General features: G+C 63.7%; 19 protein-coding genes and 1 pseudogene. 9 read left to right on the plus strand and 11 right to left on the minus strand.

Features of this window, described 5'->3' with window-relative positions:
* Positions 1-61: 61 nt before the first annotated feature.
* The gene (locus VIR09_RS26655; RefSeq protein ID WP_332015594.1) at positions 62-1,060 is read right to left on the minus strand and encodes an ABC transporter substrate-binding protein; all 999 of its coding nucleotides are present in this window, start codon (positions 1,058-1,060) and stop codon (positions 62-64) included.
* Between the two features lie 367 nt (positions 1,061-1,427).
* Here VIR09_RS26655 and VIR09_RS26660 point away from each other — a divergent pair, with 367 nt between their 5' ends.
* The 5 genes from VIR09_RS26660 to VIR09_RS26680 are packed head-to-tail and all read left to right on the plus strand — an operon-like array spanning position 1,428 to position 5,478.
* Complete coding sequence (locus VIR09_RS26660; protein ID WP_332015595.1) at positions 1,428-1,979, plus strand: flavin reductase family protein; 552 nt, start codon at positions 1,428-1,430, stop codon at positions 1,977-1,979.
* Positions 1,980-2,004: 25 nt separating this feature from the next.
* Positions 2,005-3,048 (plus strand): peptidase M29, encoded by a 1,044-nt coding sequence (locus VIR09_RS26665; protein ID WP_332015596.1) that lies wholly within the window; start codon positions 2,005-2,007, stop codon positions 3,046-3,048.
* A 33-nt stretch (positions 3,049-3,081) separates the two neighbouring features.
* Positions 3,082-4,320: an acyl-CoA dehydrogenase family protein gene (locus VIR09_RS26670; RefSeq protein WP_332015597.1), complete on the plus strand. Its 1,239-nt coding sequence runs from the start codon at positions 3,082-3,084 to the stop codon at positions 4,318-4,320.
* Positions 4,321-4,354: 34 nt separating this feature from the next.
* On the plus strand, positions 4,355-5,173 hold the full coding sequence (locus tag VIR09_RS26675; protein ID WP_332015598.1) for an alpha/beta fold hydrolase: 819 nt from the start codon (positions 4,355-4,357) through the stop codon (positions 5,171-5,173).
* Positions 5,158-5,478, plus strand: coding sequence for an NIPSNAP family protein (locus tag VIR09_RS26680; protein WP_332015599.1), 321 nt, complete (start codon positions 5,158-5,160; stop codon positions 5,476-5,478). Before VIR09_RS26675 ends, VIR09_RS26680 begins: the two co-directional genes overlap by 16 nt.
* A gap of 83 nt (positions 5,479-5,561) precedes the next feature.
* On the opposite strand, the gene VIR09_RS26685 is transcribed toward VIR09_RS26680, so the two are convergent.
* From VIR09_RS26685 to VIR09_RS26710, 6 genes are all read right to left on the minus strand, one after another.
* The gene (locus VIR09_RS26685; protein ID WP_332015600.1) at positions 5,562-7,001 is read right to left on the minus strand and encodes an NAD-dependent succinate-semialdehyde dehydrogenase; all 1,440 of its coding nucleotides are present in this window, start codon (positions 6,999-7,001) and stop codon (positions 5,562-5,564) included.
* Complete coding sequence (locus VIR09_RS26690; RefSeq protein WP_332015611.1) at positions 6,998-8,659, minus strand: ABC transporter ATP-binding protein; 1,662 nt, start codon at positions 8,657-8,659, stop codon at positions 6,998-7,000. Before VIR09_RS26690 ends, VIR09_RS26685 begins: the two co-directional genes overlap by 4 nt.
* Positions 8,660-8,694: 35 nt before the next feature.
* Positions 8,695-9,603, minus strand: a complete 909-nt coding sequence (locus VIR09_RS26695; protein WP_332015601.1) for an ABC transporter permease — start codon at positions 9,601-9,603, stop codon at positions 8,695-8,697.
* Entirely contained in the window at positions 9,581-10,522 is a 942-nt protein-coding gene (locus VIR09_RS26700) for an ABC transporter permease (protein ID WP_332015602.1), read from the minus strand. The genes VIR09_RS26695 and VIR09_RS26700 overlap by 23 nt, the downstream gene beginning before the upstream one ends.
* A 15-nt stretch (positions 10,523-10,537) precedes the next feature.
* Complete coding sequence (locus tag VIR09_RS26705; RefSeq protein ID WP_332015603.1) at positions 10,538-12,118, minus strand: ABC transporter substrate-binding protein; 1,581 nt, start codon at positions 12,116-12,118, stop codon at positions 10,538-10,540.
* A gap of 62 nt (positions 12,119-12,180) precedes the next feature.
* Positions 12,181-13,629, minus strand: a complete 1,449-nt coding sequence (locus VIR09_RS26710; protein ID WP_332015612.1) for an amidase — start codon at positions 13,627-13,629, stop codon at positions 12,181-12,183.
* 75 nt (positions 13,630-13,704) lie between these two features.
* Here VIR09_RS26710 and VIR09_RS26715 point away from each other — a divergent pair, with 75 nt between their 5' ends.
* A complete protein-coding gene (locus VIR09_RS26715) occupies positions 13,705-14,502 on the plus strand; it encodes an IclR family transcriptional regulator (RefSeq protein ID WP_332015604.1) in 798 nt (265 codons plus the stop codon).
* A gap of 148 nt (positions 14,503-14,650) precedes the next feature.
* Here VIR09_RS26715 and VIR09_RS26720 read toward each other — a convergent pair whose 3' ends face one another.
* From VIR09_RS26720 to VIR09_RS26735, 4 genes are all read right to left on the minus strand, one after another.
* Entirely contained in the window at positions 14,651-15,664 is a 1,014-nt protein-coding gene (locus tag VIR09_RS26720; protein WP_332015605.1) for a cyclase family protein, read from the minus strand.
* Positions 15,665-15,750: 86 nt separating this feature from the next.
* Positions 15,751-16,431, minus strand: a complete 681-nt coding sequence (locus VIR09_RS26725; protein ID WP_414639470.1) for a DsbA family oxidoreductase — start codon at positions 16,429-16,431, stop codon at positions 15,751-15,753.
* A gap of 80 nt (positions 16,432-16,511) precedes the next feature.
* A complete protein-coding gene (locus tag VIR09_RS26730; protein WP_332015607.1) occupies positions 16,512-17,420 on the minus strand; it encodes a LysR family transcriptional regulator in 909 nt (302 codons plus the stop codon).
* 6 nt (positions 17,421-17,426) lie between these two features.
* Positions 17,427-17,894, minus strand: coding sequence for a MarR family transcriptional regulator (locus tag VIR09_RS26735; protein WP_332015608.1), 468 nt, complete (start codon positions 17,892-17,894; stop codon positions 17,427-17,429).
* Positions 17,895-18,082: 188 nt separating this feature from the next.
* On the opposite strand from VIR09_RS26735, the gene VIR09_RS26740 reads away from it, so the two are divergent.
* From VIR09_RS26740 to VIR09_RS26750, 3 genes and pseudogenes are all read left to right on the plus strand, one after another.
* A complete protein-coding gene (locus VIR09_RS26740; protein WP_332015609.1) occupies positions 18,083-18,535 on the plus strand; it encodes an Ohr family peroxiredoxin in 453 nt (150 codons plus the stop codon).
* A 12-nt stretch (positions 18,536-18,547) separates the two neighbouring features.
* On the plus strand, positions 18,548-18,679 hold the full coding sequence (locus VIR09_RS26745; protein ID WP_332015610.1) for a hypothetical protein: 132 nt from the start codon (positions 18,548-18,550) through the stop codon (positions 18,677-18,679).
* A gap of 53 nt (positions 18,680-18,732) precedes the next feature.
* A pseudogene (locus VIR09_RS26750) lies at positions 18,733-19,127 on the plus strand (cytochrome c biogenesis protein DipZ); the annotation flags it as partial.

A 19,127-nucleotide genomic window follows, 5' to 3' on the forward strand; every position in this document is an offset into this window, starting at 1 on the left:
GTGGCGCCGTCGTGCGGGATCATGGATTGGTCTTCATACATCCTCGACATGGCCCCCGACCTCATGGCGCACCGTTGTAGACGATGCTCGACACGCTGGGTTTGGACTCGATCAGATGCTGCGCGGCAAGATAATCGATGACGCCCTGGACCGCGGGCCTGCTGAGCTTGCCGTCGCCCATCTGGGCGATGTCGTTGTCGATCCAGCTGCGCCGCACGCCGTCGGCGTTCGGAATGTCCCCCAGAGTCATGGTCGGACCCAGGATCTTCAGCACTTCATCGCGGTTCCTGGAATCGCGGATCCAGGCATTGGCTTCGCTCATCGCCTGGATGAAGCGCTTAACCAGGTCCGGATTGCTCTCTATCGTTTCCGTGCGCATCGCCATCGCGACGCTGGCTCCGTCCATGGCCTTGAGTTCCGGCGGCCATTCGACCGTATCGGAGTCTAAGACCAGCTGACATGTCTTGGCGACGACGCAGATCTGCTTGAGCGGATTCATGATCATCATCGCGTCCACGCTTTTGCCCACGGCCAGCGCCGTGTACGCGGTGGACGGACCGCCGACGGGAATGATGGTGAAGTCCGTCGCCTTCATGCCCGCCGCCTTCACCAAGGACATGAAGTGCATTTCCGTCTGGGCGCCCCTTATGGTTACGCCGATGCGTTTGCCCTTGAGTTGTTCCAGCATCCCCTTGACGCCGTCCGGCTTCAGGTCCAGGTCGTTGCGCGCAACCAATGACAGGGTCAAGGACTGGTAGCCGGCATACACCAACTGGATCTTCGCGCCGCGGGCGATGCCCATGATCAGACTGTCACTCCCCACAAATGCCACGTCGATGGATTTCCCGACCAGCGCCTGCAGGCCCAGCGGGCCGCTGTTGACGTACTTGATTTCGCAATCCAGCCCGTTGCGTTCGCACATCCCCGCCTTGGCGGCCACTACCGCCGCCGCGTTGCCATAGGTTCCCTGGTATTGCTGGATGACCACTTTGTCCCGCGCATGCGCGGAGATCGCGATCGGTAAGAGGATTGCAGCGAGTACAGAGGAAAGCTTTCGCATGGCTGAGCCCTTGAGATTGCGAAAAGGGGATGGGATGTATCAATAGCAGCCGGCAATATCAATAGCAGCCGGCAATTCTTTGCGTTCTACTATTGTTAACCCAGTTCCTATTTATTGAACTGATTATAGGCACCGCCTAGTGGGTGTCAATAGTGTTTCCCCGAGGTCGGCCGCGGCTGTTCGCGATCTTTGCCATCGGCCCTGCGCCTTGCCGGAGGCCGCCGCGCCGGCGTGCCTTGGTGCCTGCGCCTGGCACTTTTTGCTTGACGCGCAAGATTCCCGCCAAATATCATGTTCACACTATCGGAATCCTGTTCACCATATCAGAACGATCTTCGAGGGGTGGAGAATGCAGACAAGCAACGGCATGAGTAATCGCAGCGCGCCTGAAGGCCTGCTCCTGAGCACCGATTGGGACAAGCGCAGCCTGCGCACCACCCTGGGCCGCTTCGCCACCGGCGTGACCATCGTCACGACGCGCGGCAAGGACGGCTCCCGCATCGGCCTGACCGTCAATTCGTTCAGCGCCCTGTCGCTGGATCCGCCTCTGGTGCTCTGGAGCCTGGGCAAATCCCAAGGCAGCCTCGAAGCCTTCCGGACCTGCTCGCAATTCGCCATCAACGTGCTGTCCGAGTCGCAGATCGCGTTGTCGCAGCGCTTTTCCAGCCCGGTGGCGGACCGGTTCGCCGGCGTCGATTTCGCCTGCTCCGACGACGGCATTCCCCTGATAGGCGGCTGCGCCGCCTACTTCCTGTGCAACAGCTACCAGCACATGGAGCTGGGCGATCACCTGCTGTTCGTAGGGCAGGTCGAAAGGCTGGGCATGACACGCGACCGGGCACTCCTGTTCCACGACGGCGCGTACGCCATTCCGGCCTCCCACCCCGAATGGCAGCCCAAGCCGCCCTCGGTTTCCTGACCATCTACTGAAATCGAGGCTTTCCATGCTCATCCAACCCGAAGGGAAATGGATCGATTGCTTCGCGCGCAACTTCAAGGCCTGCGCCATCGGCCCGGGAGTCTCCGTCGCGCTGCTTTGCGAAACCCAGTCGCGCGCCATCAATGTCGCGACCGCCAAGCTGGCGCTGGCGCAGCTCGGCGCCGCCTGCGTGACGATCGAAGTCCCCACACCGCCCCAGACCGAGATCGTGCCGGTCCGGTCGACGGGCGCGTCCGACGCCATCCAGCATTCGCAAGCCGTCATCGCCGCCCTGTCGAGCGTCGACGTCGTGATCGACTGCACCGTGGAGGGCTTGTTGCACGCGCCGGAATTGCCGCGGATCCTCAAGTCCGGAGCCCGGCTCATGATGATCAGCAATGAGCATCCAGAGATCCTGGAACGCCTGGGCACCGACCCCGGCTTGGAAGCCCGCGTGCAGAAAGGCGTGGCGCGCATCCGCGCCGCCCGGCAAATGCGCGTCACGTCCGACGCCGGCACCGACCTGAGCATTTCGCTTGAGAACTGCCCTGCCGGCGGCAACTGGGGCTATTGCACCCTGCCCGGCACGCGCTCGCACTGGCCTGGCGGCCTGATCGCAGCCTTCCCGAACAAGGGCGGCGTCAACGGCCGCCTGCACCTCTGCCCGGGCGACGCCAACCTGACCTTCAAGCGCTACTTCGAAACAGAAGTCGTGCTGACCATCGAGGAGGATTTCGTCGTCAGCATCGAAGGCGCGGGGCTCGACGCGGAATTGCTGCGCAGCTACTTCGCCGCCTGGGAAGACCGCAATGCCTACGCCGTGTCGCATGTGGGCTGGGGCATGAACCCGCGGGCGCGCTGGGATTCGATGGTCATGTACGACAAAGCGGACATCAACGGCACCGAACAACGCGTCTTTGCCGGCAATTTCCTGTTTTCCACCGGCGCCAACGAACACGCCGGCCGGTTCACCAAGGGACATTTCGACATCCCCATGCGGGGCTGCTCCATCGAACTGGACGGCAGTCCGGTCGTGGAATGCGGCCAATTGCTAGGTGAACTGAAGTAGCCAACCTCCCATTCCTTCCGGAGACAGACAAGCATGGATTTCGATCTCAGCAACCAGCAGAAAGAACTCATCGGCATCGCCCGCGAACTGGGCCGTTCCAAGTTTCAGCATCGCACCTTCCAGTACGACCGGACAGCCACCTTCCCCTTCGAGAACTACGCCGACTTGCGCGAGGCCGGATTTCTCCGGCTGTGCGTGCCGGCCGAGTACGGCGGGATGGGCGCGGACTACCAGACCTACATGCTGGTGGCCGCCGAGATCGGCCGCTGGTGCGGCGCCACCGCGCTGACCTTCAACATGCATACCTGCGCCACGATGTACGCCGGCCAGATGCTGGACAGCTACCCGCTTTCGGAATCCGAGCTCAAGGCCCAGCATGTGCGGCGCCAGCACCATTTCGGCCGCATCGTCGAAGAGGGCAAGCTGTATTCGCAGCCCTTTTCGGAAGGCGGCGAAGACTGGACACAACGTCCCTATGCCACGTCGGCCCGCAAGGTCGACGGCGGCTGGATCCTGAACGGAAAGAAGATCTTCGCGTCCCTGTCCGGCGCGGCCGACTTCCATGGCATCACCTGCACCGAAATCCGCGACGATGGCCAACCGCCCACTTTCCAGGACACGGTCTACCTCGCCGTCGACCAGAACAGCGCCGGCTTCGAGATCACCGGGGAATGGGACCCGCTGGGCATGCGCGGCACCGTGTCGAGAACGCTGCTGATGAAGGACGTCTTCGTCCCCGAACATGAGCAGGTCATGCCCAAGGGCACCTACTTCGACATGCGCAAGCTCTGGCCGCATGGCTTCATCACGGTCAATCCCGCATACATGGGCATCGCCGAAGGAGCCGTAGACTTCACCATCAAGTACCTGCGCGGCGAGATCGAGGGCATGCCGCCGGTCCGGCGCCGCCACTATCCGACCAAGCGCATGGCAGTCGCGCAGCTGCAGATCCTGCTGGAACAGACCCGCGCCATCTACCACCGTATCATCAGCGACGCCCGGCCCAACCCCGACAAGAGTGACATCATCCGCATGTACGCCGGCCACTACACCGTGATGGAAAACAGCAACGCGATCTGCCAGCTCGCCATCCGCACCTGCGGCGGCCAAGCCATGCTCAAGTCGCTACCGCTGGAACGCATGTACCGCGACAGCCGCTGCGGCGCACTAATGCTGCCGTTCACGGCCGAAATCTGCCTGGACCGCATCGGCCTGCTGTCCCTGTACTCCATGGAAGAATTCGAAGCCATGACACCCCCCAAGGCCGACTGAGGAGCACGCGATGGACGGCAGCGGAGCATACCCATTGCTTGACGCCCAGGCCGCGGGCCGGCCGGCGATCGCCCTCAGCCATGCAGGCCGGGGCGAACTGGTGCTCTTCCTGCATGGCGTGGGCGGCAACAGGAGCAACTGGCACGCACAGTTATCGGCTTTCGCGCCGCACTTTCACGCGGCGGCCTGGGACATGCGCGGCTACGGAACCAGCGGCGCCTACGACGGGCCGCTGTCGTTCGGCGACATCTGCAACGACCTGCTGCGCGTGATGGCCCATTTCGGAAGGGATTCCGCCCATCTGGTCGGCCTGTCCATGGGCGGACGGATCGCCTTCGATTTCGTCCAGCGCCATCCTAGGGCAGTGCGCAGCCTCACCATCTGTTCCGCCCTTCACCGGGCGAGCCAGATGCCGCCCGAACGCCGCCGCGAATTCCTGGACAGCCGCCTGCGGCCATTGCGCGAAGGCAAATCCCTGGCGGACATCGCTCCCGTGGTCGCGCGCTCGCTGGTCAGCGCCAACGCCCCGGCCGGCGCCTACGAGGCGCTGGTTGAAAGCATGCGGCGGTTGCAGCCGGACGGCTACATGAAGGCGCTGGAGGCCGTGTCGAATTACGAAGGAGAAATCGACCTGGGCCAGATCCAGGTCCCGACCCACGTGATCGGCGCGGTCGAAGACTCCCTCGTGCGCATCGACGCCGTGCGCGGCATGGCGGCGCTGATCCCCGGCAGCCGCCTCTCGGAAATCCCCGCTTGCGGCCACCTCTCCAACCTGGAGCAACCTGAAGCATTCAATCGCCTGGCGCTGGGATTCCTATTGGCGCGGAAAGGAGGCGCATGCTCTACGAAATGAGGACATACACCCTGAAACCTGGACAGACGGCGCGCTGGCTGGAACTCTATGAGGCGCACGCGCTGCCCGTGTTGCTGGCGACGGAGGGCATGACGCTCATCGGCTATTTCAAGACCGAGGTCGGCCCGCTGAACCGGGTTATCCACATCTGGTCCTATCCGGACTTCGAGGCCCGCTCGCGGGCCCTGGCCTTGGTCGCCGCGCATCCTGCCTGGGCGCGGGACTTCCTGCCCCAGGCCCAATCCTGCCTGGAGGCTCAGGAAACCGCCTTGCTGTCGGGCGCGCGCTTCTCGCCCTTGCAATAGGCCGCGGCTGGTCTCCGAGGAAGCCGATGCCCGGAATATCGGCCTGCGCGTCCTCTCCCAGCCAGCAGCGTTTGGGATCCGAGCTATACCCCCTGTGTCAGCAGCTTCGTGACCAGGTAGTTCTCGACGACTTCGGTACCGCCCTCAGCGCCATATCCAGACTCCCGCACGCCTCCGAATGGAACCTCGGGCAGCCCCAGCACGGGGTGGTTGAGGGAAATCATGCCGCTGCGCACTCCCGCGCTGATCTCATGCGCGCGCGCGAGGGATTGAGTGAAAGCAAAAGCCGCAAGCCCGACCGGCAGACGGTTGGCCTCGGCGATTGCCGACTCCAGGTCGTCGAAGGGATTCACCAGCGCCATGGGGCCAAACGGCTCCTCGTTCATGGCGCTTGCCTCCAGCGGAACACTCGCCAGGACGGTAGGTTGGAAGAAGCAGCCCTTGCCCTCGATTGCCTGCCCCCCCTGCACTAGCCGGGCGCCATGCTCGACCGCATCGCGAACCATGCGCTGCATGGAAGCCAAACGCCGCCGATTCACCAGCGGCCCCATGTCCGTGCCAAGTTCCTCCCCGTTGCCCACCCGCAACCCGCGGGCAAAGTCCACCAAGCGCTCGACGAACGCCTCATGCACTCCCCGTTGCACGAGAAAGCGCGTCGGAGAGCTGCACACCTGTCCGGCGTTGCGAAATTTGGAAGTTGCGATCGCGGGAACGACTTTGGACAGGTCGACGTCATCGCAGATGATGACTGGCGCGTGGCCCCCCAACTCCATGGTGGCCCGTTTCATGTGCTGGCCCGCCAGCATGGCTAGCCGCTTGCCGACTGCCGTGGAGCCGGTGAAGGAAACCTTCGCGATCGCCGGATGGGCGATCAGGTACTCCGAGATGTGAGCCGGGTCGCCATAAACCAGGCTTACCGATCCGACCGGCACGCCCGCGTCGAGAAAGGCCTGCACCAATGCCGCCGGCGATGCCGGGGTTTCCTCCGGCGCCTTGACGACCACCGTGCAACCGGCGGCCAGGGCCGCCGCCAGTTTGCGCACCACCTGGCTGACGGGAAAGTTCCACGGCGTGAAAGCCGCCACGGGACCGACAGGTTCCTTCAGGACAGACTGGCGGACCGTCTCGAGGCGCGAAGGCACGACACGCCCGTAGGATCGTCTTCCTTCTTCCGCGACCCAATCAACGAAGTCCGCGCTGACGGCGACCTCCTGGCTCGCCTCGCGCAAGGGCTTGCCCTGCTCCCTGGTAATCAGGCCCGCGATGTGTTCCGCTCGCTCCCGCAACAAGCCCGCTGCGCGGCGCAAGATGCCGTACCGGTCGTAGGCGCTGAAGCTCTTCCATGCAGGCCAGGCCGCCTGTGCCGCGGCCGCCGCCTCTTCCAGGTCCTGCGAATCGGCCATGGCCACTTCGCCTATGGCCTCGCCGGTGGCGGGCCCTTCGATGGGCAACCGTCTTCCCGTACCGCCTTCCCGCCACTCTCCGGCAATGCACAATTTCACCAGCTTCGGATACCCATTCATTTCGATGATTCCATGGAAGGCGCAGCCGCGCGATGCAATACAGGCGCCGCGGAAAACAGCTTGCGTGTATAGGGATGCTGAGGATTGGCGTAGAGATCCGCCGTGCGCTCCGCCTCCACGATCTGCCCCTTATGCATGACGATGGCCCGGTCGCAGAGCTGAGCGGCGACGCGCAGGTCATGCGTGATGAAGAGAATGCCCAGCCCCAGTTCGTCCTGCAATTCGCGCAGTAGCACGAGGATCTGGGCCTGGACGGACACATCGAGCGCGCTGACCGCCTCATCCGCGATCAGCACATCCGGCCGGCATGCCAGCGCGCGCGCAATGGCCAGGCGTTGACGCTGTCCGCCGGAGAATTCCCGGGGATAGCGATACAGGCACTGGCGCGGCAGCCGGACCTTATCCATCAGTTTTTCCGCCTGCGCCCATGCCTGTTCGCGGGATAGCCCCACCAGATTCATGGCGCCTTCGATCATCGACTCCCCGACGCGCAGGCGGGGATTCAAGGAGCGGTTGGGGTCTTGGAAGACCACCTGCACGCTGCGTCGCAACGGGCGCAGCTTATGCTCCGACAGGCCTTCCACGCTCTTTCCGTTCCAGCGGATCTCCCCGCAGGAAGGCTCGATCAGTCGCATCAGGCAACGCGCCAGCGTGGACTTCCCGGAGCCGGACTCTCCAATGATCCCGACCGTTTCCCCCCTCTGCAACCCCAGGGCGGCGTCATGCAGGGCCACCGTCTTCTCCGGAGGACCGAATATCCGGTGTCGCACGTAGGCCTTCCCCAGTCCGGTTCCCCCCAAGAGCACCGGCCCCTGCGCAGCCGGTCGCGGCGGCGGAGGATCCATGCTAGGCACCGCCGCAAGCAATTGCTTGGTATAGGCTTGCGCAGGATGGTAGAGGACCTGATCCCGCGGACCGCTCTCGATGACCTGCCCCTGGTTCATGACCAGCACATCGTCAGCGATCTGCGCAACAACCCCCATGTCATGCGTGATGAACAAGACCGCCATGCCCTGGCGTTCCCGCAATGCTTGAAGCAGGCGCAGGATTTCCGCCTGGGTCGTGACGTCGAGCGCCGTCGTGGGCTCATCGCAGATCAGCAGCGGCGGCGCCAGAATGATCGCCATCGCAATTACGATCCGCTGGCGTTGCCCTCCGGAGAGCTGGTGGGGATAGGAATTCGCGATACGCTCGGGATCCGCCAGTTGCACCTCCGCAAGCACCTTGACGATCCGGGCGCGGCGCACAGCCTTGGTCCAAGTCGTATGGCAGCGAAGCAGTTCGTCTATCTGGTCTCCGCAACGCATCACCGGATTCAGGGCGGTCATGGGTTCCTGGAAGACCATGCCGATGGACGCGCCGCGCAGCGCGCGCCAGCGCTCGGGGCTGGCGCGCATCAGATCTTCGCCGTTGAGGGAGATGGAGCCTTTCTCCATCCGCAGTTCGCGCGCCTGCAGACCGATCACCGCGGAAGCCATCACCGATTTACCCGATCCGGACTCTCCCACCACGCACAGGGTGCGGCCTCGAACGAGCTCGAACGAAACGCCCTGCACGGCATGGGAGCGATCGCTGCCTTCCGGCAATCCGATGGTCAATGACTGCACCGAAAGCGTTGGCGGCAGGGGATTCGACGCGCGGCCGCGGCCCGGCGGCATGACTTGATCAGCCTCTATGTTCATGGCGAATCTCCTCATGCGCGGCTCCGGTTGAACTTCGGGTCCAGGACGTCGCGCAGGCCATCGCCCAGCAGATTGATGGCCAGGACGGTGGGGACAAGGAACAGCGCCGGGAAAAACACGATGCCGGGATACTGCGTAAACTGCACCCGCCCTTCCGCCATGACATTGCCCCAAGTGGGCACGTCGGCCGGCAGTCCTACTCCCAGAAAACTGAGCAAGGCCTCGGTCAGCACTGCCGAGGCAGCGATGAACGTGCCTTGCACCAATAGCGGCGACCATGCGTTCGGCAATACGTGCCGGAACATGACCCGGAAACTCGGCGTTCCCAGAGTCTGGGCGGCCTCCACGAATAGCTCGCTGCGCAGACCGAGAACGATGGATCGCAGCAGGCGCGCCACGCGCGGCACTTCCGGCAATGCGATGGCGATCGCCACCGTTGGAATGGAAGGTCCGAGACTCGCCACGAGCGCAACGGCCATCAGGATCGGAGGAATGGACATCAGTCCGTCCAGCACCCGCATCAGAAAGACGTCTACCGACTTGAAGTAGCCGGCCAACAGCCCCAATCCGCCGCCGACCAACAGCGCCAGCAACATGGTGATCAGCGCGATCGCGAGGGATATCCGCGTTCCATAGACGACACGGCTCCAGACGTCGCGTCCGAAATTATCGCTACCCATCAGGAACGTGTGGTTTACGACGGTTCCATCGGCCAGCGTCATTTCTCCCCGATGGCCGGCTGGCACATTGATGTTGCCGGCATCCATCGCGGCCGGGTCGACGGTTCCCAGCCGGGGAGCGGCAATGGCGATCAACGCCAGGATCATCAGTACGATGACGCAGAAGCGCACCGCGGTATTTCGCCAGAGGCGACGTAAAGGCGACATGGCCCTCTCCTTAGTAGCGGATGCGAGGATCAAGCAACACGTAAGTGAAGTCGACGCTCAGGTTGATCAGCACATAGATCACGCTGAAGAACAGCACGACCCCCTGTATCACCGGAAAGTCACGATTGACCACCGCGTCCACGGTGAGCGAACCCAAGCCGGGAATCGCGAACACCGTCTCGGTGATGACCACGCCCCCCAGCAGCGCCGCCACGCTCAATCCCAGCACGGTCACGATGGGTACCGCGGCATTGCGAACCCCGTGCTGCCACAGCACCGCCCTCTCGCTGAGCCCCTTGGCGCGGGCCGTCCGCACATGCTCCTCGGTCAAGGCCTCGCTGACGGCGGCCCGCGTTACCCGCGTGATCAGAGCGATGTAGACCAGGGACAGCGCGAGGGAGGGCAAAACCAGTCGTTGCAGCCAGTGCCACACGCCGCCCGAAAGCGGCGTGTACCCCTGCACGGGAAACCAGCCCAGGTTGAGGGCAAGCGCATAAATCAGCACGTAGCCGACGACGAAGACCGGAATCGAAAACCCGCCGATGCACAGGGCGGAAACCGCCCGGTCCAGCTTCCCGCCCAGGCGCCAGGCGGCCGCCGTTCCCAACGGAACAGCCACCAGCACCGTCAATGCCATCGTCAGCACCGCGAGCGACAGGGTGGGTTCGATCCGTTGGGCAATCAGCGAAACGACGGACTGATTCATGTAGAACGAATAGCCCATGTCGCCGCTCAGGACGCTGGAAATCCAGATCAGGAATTGCTGAATCAATGGCTGCGACAAGCCCAGTTGCTCGCGGATGCGCTCCACGTCATCCAGAGTGGCGTTGTTGCCCGCGATAACCGACGCCGGATCACCCGGCGTCAACCGCAGGATCAGAAATACGATGATCGCCACCACCAAGAGAATCGGGATCATCGCTGCGAGGCGTGCCAACAAGAAACGGAGCATGGCGGACTTTCCCTGTTAGTCCTTGCGGACGTTCCAATAGACTTGAACGCCCGCCGGAAGCAATCCGTTTATGTTCTTGCGCGCGGCGGCGGGATTGTGAAATTGCCCCAACGGAACATGCGAGACGGCTTCAAACGCGCGGGCCTGGGCCTCGGCAGCCAGTGACTTCTTCTCCTCGACCGTGGTCGCCTGGACGAAATTCGACTTGATTTTTTCCAGTGCGGGATCGTCCTGCCAGCCAAAGAAGCCCGTCGCTCCGGTGGCATTCATCATCGGCATCGAGACTGGATTCAGCAGGTCTTCCGCGGCGAAGGACGTCATGAAGATGTTCCAACCGCCCGCATCCGGCGCATCGCGGCGGGCTCGCCGGGCAACCAGGCTTTGCCAATCCATGGTCTGGAGATCCACCTTGAACCCGGCTTGTTCCAACTGCTGCTTGGCCACCAGCGGCAGCTTGGCAACGATGGCCAGATCGGTCGGCCGCAACAACACGACGGGCTTGCCGTCGTAGCCCGCCTCCTGAAGCAGCTTTTTCGCTGCCGCGGGGTCAGCCACACCAGTAAATCCAGGGATCTCGGTTCCGTACTGCGTCCCGCAGGGATACATGCTGCGGCAGGGCGTGATCAGGTCCTGGCTGCCCACCTGGGTCCGCAGGATCTGGCTTTGCCCCATTGCCAGCAGCGCCGCGCGGCGGATTTTCTGGTCATTGAAAGGCGGATGTAGATGATTGAACCTGAGAACGTACTGGAGGCCATTGTGCTGCATGTCCACCAGCTTGATGTCGGGAGACTTGGTCAGTGTCGGGTACTGCTCGAACGCAGGCTGTTCAATGACGTCGACCTCGCCCGACAGAAGCGCATTGAGCTGGGTCTGGGGATCGCGGATGATGCGCCATTCGACCCGGTCGACGTAGACGTTCTTGCCACCAGCCGTACCGCTCGCGGGTTCCGCGCGCGGCTTGTAATTCTCATTCTTGACATACACGACCTTTTCACCGGGCTTGTACTCGGCGGCTACGAACTTGTATGGTCCGGACCCGATGCTTTCCTTGATCTGCTCCGTACCCGGCGTATCCGCGATGCGCTTGGGCATGATGAACGGCACGTTGGAAGATGGCTTGCCCAGGGCATCCAGCATGATCCCATACGGGTCGCGGGTCTTGATGCGGAACGTCTTGTCATCCACCGCTTCGTAAGACTCGACGACACGGGCAAGCGTTCCTCCCATCGTGTCGCGCGACGCCCAGCGCTTGAGCGAGGCAATGACGTCTGCGCTGGTCACGCTGCTGCCGTCATGAAAGGCCAACCCATCGCGCAACGTAAACGTCCATACCCGCTGGTCCGGCGACGACTCCCATTTTTCAACCATCTGCGGTTGGACCTTGCCTGCCTCGTCCGTCCCGAAAAGGGTGTCGTAAATCATGTAGCCATGATTTCGCGCGGTATAGGCTGTGGTCCAGATGGGATCCAAGATGGTCACGTTCGCCTGCGGCACTACCGTCAGCGTAGCCGCCTCAACGCCCGCTGCCGCCGTGGCTGCCATGGCGGCGGCGGCAAGGGAGAGTAAGGTGCGGCGCCAATTCAATCGTTTGCTCATGCTCGATCTCCTAAGGGAAACTGCGATGGTCAGCGTTGCGGTCAAATGTTCCCAAGCCGGTTTCAGTTATCGAGGCCCGGCCCAGCCTGGTTGATGGATGGGCGCTTCCTTGCGCCCAGGCTGCTTTCCAGGGCGTAGGCCAGCCTCAGCAGGTCTCGCTCGCCGTGGAATCTCCCCACGATCTGGATGCCGACCGGAAGCCCTTCTGCCGTGAAACCGCAAGGAAGGGAAATGGCTGGATGCCCTGTAGCCGTGATGCGCGAGCAGGACTTCATCCAATCTATGTAGGTGGCGACGGCCTCGCCCTCGATCCAGGTCGGATACTCTTGCTCCCCCGGGAACGGCGCCACCTGGGAAACCGGCGCGACCAGGAAGTCATAGTCTTCCAGGAACGCGCGCATCTCCTGGTACAGGGAAACCTGCGTCCGCAGCGCATGGCCGATGTCCGTCGCGCTCAGCGCTGCTCCTTGGCTAGCGTTCCAGCGCACGGCTGCCTTGATGTCGTTCGGGTGCTTTCGGACCAGATCGCCATAGGCCGTTTCGAAGGACAAGGCGCGCAAGACGTGGAACATCCTGTCCGCGCGGGCAAGGTCGGGGCAATTGAGCTCGACCTCGCATCCCAGGGAGGCCAACGTGGCCACCGCGGCATCGACGACGGTTTGAACCCCCTCCTCTACCGGCAGGCCGCCCAATGTCGGCGCGTAGGCCACCCGCAATCCGCGGACGCCGCCTTCCAGGCTTCCCGCCTTGAATGCTTCGCCATTGGCGGAGGTCGGATCACGCGGATCGGGTCCGGCCAGGACGCCGAGGAACAGCGCTGCGTCCTGTACCGTGCGGGCCATCGGTCCCGGGACGCTGAGCGGTGACCATGCCCCGGATTGCGGCCAGACAGGTATCAGGCCAAATGACGGCCGCAGCCCGACCACGTTGCAGAAGCTGGCGGGATTCCGCAGCGACCCGCCCATGTCCGTGCCGTCCGCGAGCGCGACCATCTCCGCGGCCAACGCCGCGGCAGCACCGCCGCTGCTACCGCCCGCGCTTCGCGTCAGGTCATAGGGATTGCGGGTCAGGCCGAACAGGGAATTGAAGGTATGGGATCCCGCCGCGAATTCGGGCAAGTTCGTCTTGCCCAGGGTGATCGCCCCGGCCTTGCGTTGACGCTCAACCACAATGCTGTCGACGGTGGCGATGTTGTTGGCGAACAGCGGAGATCCATGGGTGGTGGGCATGCCAGCCACTGCCTGGTTGTCCTTGTGCGCCACGGGCAGGCCGTGCATGGGTCCCAGAGCCTCTCCCCTGGCCTGCTTGAGATCCGCGGCCCGCGCGGCCGCGAGTGCGGCGTCCGCGTCCAGCGCGATGATCGCGTTGATCTTGGGATTGACGGCTTCGATGCGGCGCAGGTGGGCAAGCACCGCATCGGTCGCGGACAAGTGGCCCTGCCGGATTTCGGCGGCCATTTCCACTGCCGACAAGCTGCAAATATCAGTGCTTTCTCTACCAGAAAATTGCATTGCAATTCCGAAAATTAGATTTTTGGCGAGAAAAGGATATGGCCTATCATTTGGGGGGTCAAGAATGGGAGGCTTATGACAAACCCTGAGGTCGATGCCGCCGGCTCCGCCGACGACCATGAGAAGCGAGACGTGCTATTCGTCGAATCGCTCGCAAAGGCAATCAAAGTATTGGAGGCGTTCGCCGATGCCGGCGAACCGATGGGGATCAAGGAACTTGCCGAGCATTGCGGCGTCAACCGCAGCGCCGTGCAACGCTTCGCGCATACCTGGTGCGAACTCGGATACCTGCAAAGAACCGGCGGGCGACGCCTCGCCCTGACGCACAAGATGGTCGAGCGCAGCTACGATTTCCTGTCGATGAATCCTCTTGTCTCCAGGGCAACACCCCACCTGATCGACGCGCGCGACCGCTGCGGGCAAAACGTAAACCTGAGCATCCAGGACGATGTCGACATCGTCTATCTGGCGCGCTTGCCCAGCCACAGGCAGCAGTTGTCCACGCTTCTGCCTGGCCGCAGGCTGCCCGCGTTTTGCACGAGTGGCGGACGCGCCATCCTGGCCTGTTATCCGGATGAGAAAGTTAAGCAACTGCTGGCCCGTTCGGATCTCAGGCAGCGCACGCCTCACACCGAAACCGATCCGGTCGCACTGCTTGATGCCGTACGACACGCTCGCCAACAGGGATACGCCATCATCGAGCACCAGGTGCTGATGGGAGAAATCGCCATAGGCACCGCCATCCTCGGTCCGCGAGGCGAGCCCGTAGGCGCCATCCACATCGCGGCCCAAGTGGAGGACCTGTCGAACGGCAACCTGGACGCCCTGGTTCAGCAAGCGATTTTCACTGCGCGCGCCATCTCCCTGAGATAAGACGCACGCTGGAACCGGCTCCGCTCGCAAACGCGCGGCCAACGATAAGTTCGAAGACATGTTTCGGACTCTATGGTGAAACCGGGAGGGAAAGCCCAGGCCCAGCCCGATACTTGTCATTGGAACTATCCCGGCAGGCCACGCGCCGTCAGCGCAGCGGCATCGCGACCGGACGCAGCGGCGCGGCGTCGCCGCCGCGGATCTTCAGCGGTCCGCCGATGAAGGCGAATTCATAGACCTGGTCGCGCGACAGTTCGTCCAGCGCCGCCAGTTCGATGATGGGCACGCCCTGCTGCGCCAGCAGATACGTATGCAGCGGCACATAGTCGTCGGAGACTTCGGACGGGAAGGTCTCGAAGCTGAGATTGTCCGCGCCCAGGATCATGGCGCCGCCCTCCTCGACCAGGTAGCGCGCCGCATCCAGGCCCATGCCCGGCGGCTTGGCCATGTAGGCGGCGGGATCGTTGTACAGCTTCATGCGGCCGGTACGGATCAGCACGATATCGCCCTCGCGCAGCTCGGTCTTCTGGCGCGCCAGCGCGGCCTTCAGGTCCTGCCGGGTGATGCGGTACTGGTCCGGCAGCATATCCACGCCCTTGAGCGCAGCCACGTCGATCAGCACGCCGCGCGCCACCAGCGGCGGGAACTTTTCGATACCGGTGCGCTTCCAGCCGCGGTCACCCAGATGTTCATCGGCGCGAAAGCCGTTCCAGATCTTGCCGTGGATGCCGAAATGATTGAGCGCGTCGATGTGCGTGCCGGTGTGGCTGTACATCGAGAACGCCGTGCCGGTGTAGCTGCGCATGGCGTTCATGTCCTGGCCCACGCCCATGGGATCGTCGACTTCGGTGCCGCGCGGCGTGTGCGTCATCCAGAACTGATAGTGAGGGTCGCCCGCGTCCTGCCAGCTGGGCATGCCCACGTAGTACTCCGTAGCCAGGTCGTAGACCTTGCCGCCGGCCACGCGCGACATGACCGCGGCGCGCGACTCGGGCGTGATCAGATTGAGGCGGCCGATTTCATCGTCCGGCCCCCAGGGGCTGATGCCCACTTCCTGGCCGGACGCAGGCGCCCGGGCAGGTGCGCCATGCGCAAGGACGTTAAAGCTGAGGGCGGCGCCCAGCGCCAGGCCGAGCAATTTGCGGGTGTAGCGGATAGTCATGATGCACCTTGTGCGTATGGCTGCCGTCCTGCGGACGGCAAGAATGGAAAGAAGGAAAACGTGGGCGACGTCGCGATACGCGGCGATCAGATCCCGGTTGCTGCCGGCATCAGCGCCTGCAATCGATCCCGCAGATCGGCCGTCGACATGGTCCGCAGGCGGGCGCGGTGCGGCCCGGCGATCAGCGTAGGAATGGAATCGATGGCCAGCCGTGCAGCGGCCGCGCGGTCGGCCTGCACGCGCCGCAGCGCCTCTTCGCCCTGCATCAGCGCGGCGAATTCGCCGCGCTCGTGGCCGAGCCCGGCGGCGATATCCCGCAACACGGCGCTATCGCCGATGTTGCGGTGCTCGCTCAGGTGGGCGTGCTGGATCGCGTCGAACATGTCCCAATGGCCCGCGTCGCCGGCCAGCAGGTGGGCGGCCTGGCAGGCCAGCGCGCCCGCCATGCCGCTGGGATAATCGAATGGCTCGGCGCGCATGCCCTCGACATCGATGCGGGGCTGGTCGTCATGGCGGGCGCAGGCTTCCCAGTGGCCCAGGATCACCTGCTTGGCGCGCTCCATCGAACCGAACACCTGGCACATCTGTTCGGGCGAGTCCTGCAGCACGAAGCTGCGCTGGCGCACGGCAATGCCCAGTTCGGCGGCCACTTGGCGCAGGCGGGGAGACATTACATAGCACCAGCCGCAGACCACGTCATGGAAGAAGTCCACGGTCAGCGGCGCAGCGGGTGCGTAATCGGGGGTCGAATTCATGATGGCGTCCATCTCGTTTCAATGGACGCCAGCTTAAGGACGGGCCGGCGCGGGAGTAAGGTGTCCGCCGGCAGGACATTATTAGCTGGCCGTCAACAATCGCCTTGCATGGCCGCTGGCAGGTGCGCCACCAGGAAATCCACGAAGGCCTTGACCTTGGGCTGCAGGTGGCGGCTGGTCGGATAGACCGCGTAGACATGGCGCGGCGCGGCCGGAAGTTGCGGCAATACGCGCACGAGCCGGCCGCTGGCGAGGGCCGGCGCGGCCAGAAACGATGGTAGCGCGCCTATGCCCAGCCCCGCTTCCAGCAGGTCCCGCAGCATCAGGCTGTTGTTGACCTGCACCTGCGCGGGCCCGGCGAGCGGATCCGCCTGCTGGCCGGCTTCCTCGTCCGCAACGGCGCCGGGGCTTTCGGCCAAGCTGTAGCTGAGAATGTCATGCCCGCGCAGCGCCTCGAGGCTGTCCGGACGGCCGCGGCTGTCCAGGTAGGACGGCGCCGCGCACAGCACCTGGGTCAGCGATGCCAGCCGGCGCGCGATCAGCGACGAATCATCCAGCTGGGCCCGCAGCCGTATCGACACGTCGAAGCCCTGCCCTACCGCGTCGACCAGCCGGTCTTCCATGGCCAGGTCCAGCCGCAGTTCGGGATACTGGCGCAAAAAGCGCGCCAGCAGCGGCGACAGCACGCTCAGGGCGAACGAGACCGGCGCGTTCACGCGCAGCCGGCCCGAGACCAGCCGGGATTCCCGCTTGACGGATTTTTCCAGGGCGTCCAGCTCGTCCAGCAGCCGGCAGCATTCTGCGTAATATGCCGCGCCCGTGTCGGTCAGGCTCATCTTGCGGGTGGTGCGCTGGATCAGCACGGCGCCCAGATGCGCTTCCAGCGCCCGCAGCTGCTTGCTGAGGCCGGCGGACGACATGTCCAGATCCTCGGCGGCCTTGGCGAGGCTGCCCAGTTCCACGATGCGCCGGAAGGCGCGCATGTAGTTGAAGGTGTCCACTTGCGCCTAGCCGCCGTTCGAGCGAGCCGCCTCAACCAGGTTGTTGCGCAACGAGACGACCTGCGCTCTCAGGGATGCGAACTGATCGCTCGTGAGCCCGCAAGCATCGCTCAGATTGATGCTCGCGGTCTTCTCGCGCAACTGCCTGCCTTCTTCGGTCAGGCAGATCCGGACCTGCCGTTCGTCCGCCGAATCGCGCACGCGTTCCAGATAGCCCATGCCTTCAAGCTTCTTGAGTATCGGCGTGAGGGTATTGGACTCCAGGAAGAGCTTTTCGCCCAGGCCGCTGACGGTCTGCGCGTCTTCCTCGAAGAGGGCGATCATCGTCACATATTGCGTGTAGGTCAGCCCCAGCGCGTCAAGAATCGGCCGGTACACCCGGCCGAACGCCAGATTCGTCGAATAAACGGCGAAGCAGAGGAATTCCGCGAGCTTTCTCTGGGACGGATCGGTGGCGGTCTTGGGCTTCTTCATCTGCACCTCGTGGATATCTGGTCTGGTCAATGGCGTCACTTTATATCGTATGCGATGCGGTCGCAAACGATTTGATACCAATTTCCCTTCGAACGCTCTTGACCTTGGCATTCGCGATCTTTACCATGCGCTTCAATCGCATGCGATTTAATCGAATTCGATGAAAATTCAACTTCCAGGAACCCGCCATGCCCACCCAAATCCAGAAAGTCCTCTTGACCGGCAAGACCCATACGACCCTCGCCCGCAACTACGCCTCCCAAGGCGGCGAGGAACGGCTCGACATCCGCCTTTCGACCCCCAACAACCCGGACCTGGTCCACGCGTTCGAAGACATCCTGCCGCATCCGACGGCGGAACAGCTTTTCGCCGGCGCCTGGTCCGCCTGCTACACCAGCGCGCTGGAAGTCATCGCCAAGCAGATGAAAGTGCAATTGCCGGGCGATCGCGCGGTGGAGGTGGAAGTGGACCTGGGCATGTCGGGCAGCGCCTACTTGCTGCAGGCCCGCTTCAACGTGTTCCTGCCCGGACTGGACCTGGCCCTCGCCGAACAGATCGCCCACTCGGCCGATGAAATCTGCCCGTACTCGAAGGCCACGCGCGGCAACATCGACGTGAGCTTGAACGTTCATGTGTCCTGAAGGGGAATCGACGTGCGCAAGCTCTTGCTCGTCCTCATCCTGTTTGCCGGCGGGCTGGCGCACGAGCTGCGCAACCCGCTGAGCTGCCAGACCATCACGGCGCGCAAAGACGCAGGCACGCGCCGCCAAAAGCGAGAGTCCTGAACCAGAGCCAGGCTCTCGCGCCCCTCCCTACTCTGCACATAGCGGTGCATCCCATGCTGATCATTCTTGTGGCCTTTCTCGGCGGCGTTCTCACCATAGTGAGCCCGTGCATCCTGCCCATCCTGCCCTTCGTGTTCGCTCGCGGATCGGGTTCATTCCGGACCCATGCCTTGCCCCTGCTCGCGGGCATGGCGGTGGCCTTTGCGGCGGTCGCGAGCCTCGCGGCTGTCGGCGGAGCCTGGGTCGTGACGCTCAACGAGGGCGCGCGCTACGCCGCGATGGGACTGCTGGCGCTTTTCGGGCTAGCGCTGCTGCTGCCCGCCGTGGGCGACTGGATGAGCAGGCCCCTGGTTGCGTTGGGCAACCGCTTGACCGGCGCGACGTCCGGCTCGCCGCGCGCGGCGCCGTTGCTGTCCTTCGGGCTGGGCGTAGGCACCGGCCTGCTGTG

Source organism: Achromobacter sp. (assembly GCF_036567245.1).
In the GTDB taxonomy this organism is placed as follows: Bacteria; Pseudomonadota; Gammaproteobacteria; order Burkholderiales; family Burkholderiaceae_B; genus Achromobacter.

What these genes read in the sequence shown, in the direction of transcription:
- VIR09_RS26655 (WP_332015594.1), bottom strand. Translation starts at nt 1,060, where the DNA reads ATGCGAAAGCTTTCCTCTGTACTCGCTGCAATCCTCTTACCGATCGCG.
- VIR09_RS26660 (WP_332015595.1), top strand. Translation starts at nt 1,428, where the DNA reads ATGAGTAATCGCAGCGCGCCTGAAGGCCTGCTCCTGAGCACCGATTGG.
- VIR09_RS26665 (WP_332015596.1), top strand. Translation starts at nt 2,005, where the DNA reads ATGCTCATCCAACCCGAAGGGAAATGGATCGATTGCTTCGCGCGCAAC.
- VIR09_RS26670 (WP_332015597.1), top strand. Translation starts at nt 3,082, where the DNA reads ATGGATTTCGATCTCAGCAACCAGCAGAAAGAACTCATCGGCATCGCC.
- VIR09_RS26680 (WP_332015599.1), top strand. Translation starts at nt 5,158, where the DNA reads ATGCTCTACGAAATGAGGACATACACCCTGAAACCTGGACAGACGGCG.
- VIR09_RS26685 (WP_332015600.1), bottom strand. Translation starts at nt 7,001, where the DNA reads ATGAATGGGTATCCGAAGCTGGTGAAATTGTGCATTGCCGGAGAGTGG.
- VIR09_RS26690 (WP_332015611.1), bottom strand. Translation starts at nt 8,659, where the DNA reads ATGCCGCCGGGCCGCGGCCGCGCGTCGAATCCCCTGCCGCCAACGCTT.
- VIR09_RS26700 (WP_332015602.1), bottom strand. Translation starts at nt 10,522, where the DNA reads ATGCTCCGTTTCTTGTTGGCACGCCTCGCAGCGATGATCCCGATTCTC.
- VIR09_RS26705 (WP_332015603.1), bottom strand. Translation starts at nt 12,118, where the DNA reads ATGAGCAAACGATTGAATTGGCGCCGCACCTTACTCTCCCTTGCCGCC.
- VIR09_RS26710 (WP_332015612.1), bottom strand. Translation starts at nt 13,629, where the DNA reads ATGCAATTTTCTGGTAGAGAAAGCACTGATATTTGCAGCTTGTCGGCA.
- VIR09_RS26715 (WP_332015604.1), top strand. Translation starts at nt 13,705, where the DNA reads ATGACAAACCCTGAGGTCGATGCCGCCGGCTCCGCCGACGACCATGAG.
- VIR09_RS26720 (WP_332015605.1), bottom strand. Translation starts at nt 15,664, where the DNA reads ATGACTATCCGCTACACCCGCAAATTGCTCGGCCTGGCGCTGGGCGCC.
- VIR09_RS26725 (WP_414639470.1), bottom strand. Translation starts at nt 16,431, where the DNA reads ATGGACGCCATCATGAATTCGACCCCCGATTACGCACCCGCTGCGCCG.
- VIR09_RS26735 (WP_332015608.1), bottom strand. Translation starts at nt 17,894, where the DNA reads ATGAAGAAGCCCAAGACCGCCACCGATCCGTCCCAGAGAAAGCTCGCG.
- VIR09_RS26740 (WP_332015609.1), top strand. Translation starts at nt 18,083, where the DNA reads ATGCCCACCCAAATCCAGAAAGTCCTCTTGACCGGCAAGACCCATACG.